Source organism: Pseudomonas sp. P5_A2_2, from assembly GCF_054177685.1.
Map to the genome: position 1 here is coordinate 1 of NZ_JBGCUL010000943.1, position 1688 is coordinate 1688.

The window sequence follows — 1688 nt, forward strand, 5'->3', positions numbered from 1 at the left end:
CGTCAGTGGCGACCACATCGATGACAGCCATTACGACGGCGGACCCAATGGCGCCTATGGACGTTACGGCGATGACGGCAAACGCTGGGAGCGCGACATCGAGGCGCGCTATGTCGTGCAGTCGGGCAAGGCCAGGGATCTTTCAATACGCGTGCGTCAGGCCAGTGTGCGTTCCACTGCGCAGGTCGCCCGTGCCGACACCACGGACAACAACGAGGTCCGGGTGATCATCGAATATCCGCTGAGTATTTTCTGATCCGTGTCCTGCTGTGCGTGGCTGATCCCCACCGTTAAATCCACGACGTGCTCTTCAAGAAAGACAAAATCCAGAGGACATAAAAATGACCGATAACTCCGGTTTCGAAACGATATCCAACCGTGAACACGGTTTGCGGCGTCAGCTGACGTCGGGGCAGATGAGCATGATCGCCATTGGCGGTGCAATTGGTACCGGGCTGTTCATGGGCAGTGCCTATGCCATCGGTTATGCCGGGCCGAGCGTACTACTCAGCTATGCCATCGGCGCAATCATCACCTTGCTGTTGATGGGCTGCCTGGCCGAAATGACCGTGGCCCATTCGACCTCGGGTTCGTTCGGTGCCTACGCCGAATTTTATGTCAGTCCCTTGGCCGGGTTCCTGGTGCGCTATGCCTACTGGGCGGCGATTGTGCTGGCGGTCGGCACGGAAGTGACGGCGGTGGCGATGTACATGAAGTACTGGTTTGCCAACGTGCCGGAGTGGATATGGATCGTCTCTTTCTCCAGTGTGTTGATCGTGCTCAATGCCATCAGCGTGAAGACTTTCGGCACCTTCGAGTACTGGTTCTCGACCATCAAGATCGGTGCGATTGTCGGCTTCATCATCCTGGCGGTGTATGTGGTGTTCGGTTCCGGTAATCCGGACTACGGCGTGCACAATTACACCGCTCACGGCGGTTTCTTCCCCAATGGTCTGCAAGGGATGTGGATTGCAGTGATCGTGTCGATCTTCAGCTACCTGAGCGTGGAGATGATCGCGGTGGCTGCCGGTGAGGCAAAAGACCCGGAGCAAGCGGTAAAGAAAGCCTTTCGCGGGACTATCGTGCGCCTGGTGGTGTTCTACCTGCTGACCCTGGCGTTGATGCTGGCAATCGTGCCTTGGGTCCAGGCTGGCCATGCGCAGAGTCCGTTCGTCACGGTGATGCAAGCCATCGGCATTCCCGGCGCCACCGGCGTGATGAACTTCGTGATCCTGATTGCGGCGTTGTCGGCGATGAACAGCCAGTTGTACATCACTACGCGCATGATGTTCAGCCTGTCCCGTGCCGGCTACGCGCCAAAATCCATGGGTGTGTTGAGCAAGACCGGGATCCCGTTGAACGCGTTGTTGCTCTCGAGCTCGGGGATCGCCCTGGCGACCTTGCTCAACATCCTGTACCCGGAAAGTTCGTTCACCCTGATGATGGCGATCTCGATGTTCGGCGCGATCTTTACCTGGTTCATGATCTTCCTCACGCACTTCTGTTTCCGTCGTTTTCACGAGCGCAATGGCAAYCGCAAACTGTCGTTCCGGATGCGTCTGTTTCCCTACAGCACATTGCTGGGGTTGGTGCTGATGGGGGCGGTGATGATCACGACCTATTTCACTGAGGCCTTCAAGATGACCCTGGTGTTCGGTGTGCCGTTTCTGCTGGTGCTGTCGATTGTC

At 57.3% G+C, this 1688-nt stretch carries 2 protein-coding genes; both read left to right on the forward strand.

Annotated elements, in window-relative coordinates:
• Positions 1-256, forward strand: a 256-nt coding sequence (locus ACXRVY_RS27585) for an OprD family outer membrane porin (protein ID WP_458238788.1), incomplete at its 5' end; no start/stop codon positions are given.
• A gap of 85 nt (positions 257-341) precedes the next feature.
• On the forward strand, positions 342-1688 hold a 1347-nt coding region (locus tag ACXRVY_RS27590), incomplete at its 3' end, for an amino acid permease (protein WP_458238789.1).